Below are 3,614 nucleotides of genomic sequence, written 5' to 3' on the forward strand. Positions count from 1 at the left end.
TCAATACTATGATAAGGAAACTGGAGAAATCTTTAAGTAGTTTCTTTCGTTTCTGTGAATTATTTAGCTTACGGCTGACAATGTTTGTACAAGTGTACTTATTTGCATTTAACTGCTATAACATTTAATACACTGACTTTGCAATTCATGTGTCGAAGTTTTTCGGTTTCTTATATTCGTATGATAAGCCACAGAGCTATATTTGAAGGGGTCCTATGTGGACAAAAAACAAAGTCTTTAACCGCAGAGCATTCATATTAGGTGGTATTCAGCTTACCATCTCTACAATTTTTAGTTATAGGCTATATAATTTACAAATACAAAGCAGACAAAAATACGAAGCGCTTTCTGACAATAATAGGATACGAATTGTCACTATTGTGCCTAGGCGGGGCAGAATTTTAGATAGAAATGACGTGGAACTTGCGGTAAACAAAATCGTGTTTGATGAGCAGAGAATTTCTGGTAAAGAAGCTGATCTGAAGATATTATCAGAAATTGAATCTGATGTAGCAAAACCTTCGGGGACAAAAGTAACTGCTCTTTATAAACGTTACTACCCATTTGGTTCGATGTGTTCTCATGTACTTGGGTATACAAAAAAACAGCAGGAAATAAGCGAGGTAGGAGTAAGTGGCATTGAGTATACGTATGATCATATATTAAAAGGGGAACCAGGGAAATCTGAGCAGGAGATAAATTCTAAGAAGCATGTTATAAGAGAATTGTTTAACATACCACAGCAAGACGGACAAGATGTGCAGCTAACAATTGATATTGATCTGCAGAAGAAAATTGCAGAGGCATTTCAGGGTCGTAAAGGCTCTGCAGTGGTCATTGATGTAAATAATGGGGAAATTTTAGCGTTATACAATTCACCTTCTTACGATAATAATCTTTTTACTAGCAGATTATCAAATGAGACTTGGGAGAGTCTAAATTCTCCCTCATTACCGCTTGTAAATCGTGCATTATCGCATCAAATTCCACCTGGTTCGATATTCAAAGTAATAGTTGCGCTTGCAGGCTTAAAGGATGAAATAATCACACCAGAAGAAAAATTTTCGTGTAGAGGCTATATGACAATAGGAGAGCGGAAATTTCGTTGCCTGAAAAGCAAAGCCCATGGATATGTATCTTTAAATGAGGCAATGACTCTCTCATGCAACACTTACTTTTATAATATAGGAAAAAAAATAAGTATAGACTCTCTAGTAGAAATGGCCAGAAAATTTGGTATCGGAAGTGGGCCACTGATTAGAACATTTAGGGAGGAAGCTCCAGGGTTATTGCCTGATAGAGATTGGCGCACACGGAAGCTATATTCACAGTGGTATTTGGGTGACACTATCAACTTGGTTATAGGACAGGGATATTTGCTTACAACACCACTACAGCTTGCAGTTCTTGCAGCAAGGATTGCAACAGGGAAAGAGGTGGTTCCACATATTGAGATGAGCAAAACAACACGAGATTTTTCTAACATTGATGTGGATTATGAACACCTTGACGTGGTTCGAAAAGCTATGTTTGATGTGGTGAACTCTAAGGCTGAAACCTATAGAAAAGGATTTGAGTTTATGCAAATTGCCGGCAAAACCGGCACACCAGAGATAAATTCCAGGGGTGAAAGCCATAAGTTGTTTATCGCTTATGGTCCCTACCATGGTCCGCGCTACGCAATCTCTGTATTTATAGAACATGGCAAAGCCCCACGCCAGGACGTTGCTATAGCGAGTAAGATATTGCGGTATATGCTTGCCTAGCTGGAAAGACGCAGGTGCTTTTTTTCTATTTTTAAAATAAATTTGCCTATAGGTCTGATTGTATTAAAATTACTCAGTACAATCAGATTTATAAAATGCGCCTATCTAAGTATTATCTACCAACTTTGAAGGAGATTCCGGCTGGTGCTGAAATTGCTTCTCATCAATATATGTTACGTGCGGGCTTAATCAAGCAGACAGCGTCTGGCATTTATTCTTGGTTATCGCTCGGTCTGCGCGTGCTCAGGAATATTGAAGACATCATCAGGGATGAAATGAATAAAGCTGGTGCAATTGAGGTATTAATGCCTTGTGTACAGCCAGCAAGCCTTTGGCGAGAATCAGGACGCTATGATGATTACGGCAAAGAGATGCTGTGCATTAAGGACAGGCATGAGAGTGATATGCTTTTCGGGCCAACTCATGAGGAGGTAGCAACTGATTTGATTAGAGGTACAGTAAAGAGTTATAAGGATTTGCCGCTTTGTTTATATCAAATTCAGTGGAAGTTTCGCGATGAAGTAAGGCCTCGTTACGGTGTTATGAGAGGCAGGGAATTTTTGATGAAGGATGCGTATAGTTTCAATATAGACTATGAAAATGCACTGAATTCATATAATTTAATGTACAAAACTTACATAAAAATCTTCAAACGCATGGGGCTTACTCCAATTGGAGTGAGAGCAGATACAGGTCCAATTGGGGGAAATTTAAGCCATGAATTTCACATATTAACAAGCACCGGTGAGAGCACTTTATACTACGACAATAAATTTTCTGAGTTACTAGAAAGTGAAGATATCGAAAGTCTGAAGAGTATATACGCAGTTGCAGACGATATGCACAACCTCAAAACTTGCTCTATACCGCAAGAACAGTTAAGCGTTAGTAAAGGTATCGAGATAGGGCACATTTTTTATTTTGGCGATAAATATTCAAAGCCAATGAGTGCAAAAGTCATCTCACACGATGGAAAAAATGTCAATATACATATGGGTTCGTATGGCATTGGAGTTTCAAGGCTTGTTGGCGCGACAATAGAAGCTTTTCATGATGATAAAGGGATTATCTGGCCAGAAACAGTGGCTCCTTTTAGGATTGGCCTAATCAATTTACAAACAAAAATTAGCGAGTGTGTAGAGATTGCAAACAAAACATGCGAAGCTTTGAAAAACAATGGAGTGCTTTACGATGATACGGAGGGAAGTGTAGGAGTGAAATTTGCTAGAATGGACCTAATAGGCCTACCGTGGCAAATAATTGTTGGAAAGAAAGCAGTAAGTGAAAATATAGTTGAAATAAAAAATAGGGCAACTGGAGAAATTGAGGAAATGCAGATTGAGGAAGTAATAAATCGCTTCAGTACAGAATGATACGCGGTATCGGCACTGACATAGTATATATACCAAGGATATTAAAAATACTGCAGAAGTACGGGGAAAAATTTCTCAAAAAAGTCTACACTGAGCAGGAAATAGAGATAAGCAGAAAGTATAACAGCCAAGAAATACAGGCAAAGTATTTTGCTAAACGCTTTGCGGCAAAGGAGGCTTTTGTTAAAGCACTAGGCAGTGGATTCAGCATGGACATTACAATGAAAGACATAGAAATATACAGTGATATAAGAGGAAAGCCGCATCTAGCCATTGGCAAGGATTCTATCTCCAAGGATCGCATAATTCACCTATCCCTAAGTGATGACGGAGATTATGCTACTGCATTTATTGTAATCTGCAGCTAGTTTTACAACTATTGTGATTGAAACTGTCAAAAAAACTACTTGATAAATCTTCGCCGTCACCCTTGTCATAGTAATGAAGCTATTTGTTTAACTTCCTAATCTGTGCA

The 3,614-nt window shown here is 38.4% G+C and carries 3 protein-coding genes; all 3 read left to right on the plus strand.

All coding sequences use genetic code 11. From position 1 onward, the window contains the following. Positions 1 to 215: 215 nt before the first annotated feature. The 3 genes from IHO13_RS04755 to IHO13_RS04765 all read left to right on the plus strand — a co-directional run bounded on the left by IHO13_RS04755 (position 216) and on the right by IHO13_RS04765 (position 3,507). Positions 216 to 1,766, plus strand: coding sequence for a penicillin-binding transpeptidase domain-containing protein (locus IHO13_RS04755; RefSeq protein WP_225538512.1), 1,551 nt, complete (start codon positions 216 to 218; stop codon positions 1,764 to 1,766). A gap of 95 nt (positions 1,767 to 1,861) precedes the next feature. Continuing rightward, entirely contained in the window at positions 1,862 to 3,139 is a 1,278-nt protein-coding gene (gene proS, locus IHO13_RS04760) for a proline--tRNA ligase (RefSeq protein WP_225538513.1), read from the plus strand. Then, the gene (locus tag IHO13_RS04765; protein ID WP_225538514.1) at positions 3,136 to 3,507 is read left to right on the plus strand and encodes a holo-[acyl-carrier-protein] synthase; all 372 of its coding nucleotides are present in this window, start codon (positions 3,136 to 3,138) and stop codon (positions 3,505 to 3,507) included. The genes proS and IHO13_RS04765 overlap by 4 nt, the downstream gene beginning before the upstream one ends. The last annotated feature ends 107 nt before the right edge of the window (positions 3,508 to 3,614 follow it).

The sequence above is a fragment of the Wolbachia endosymbiont of Mansonella perstans genome, from assembly GCF_020278605.1.
Classification (GTDB): domain Bacteria; phylum Pseudomonadota; class Alphaproteobacteria; order Rickettsiales; family Anaplasmataceae; genus Wolbachia.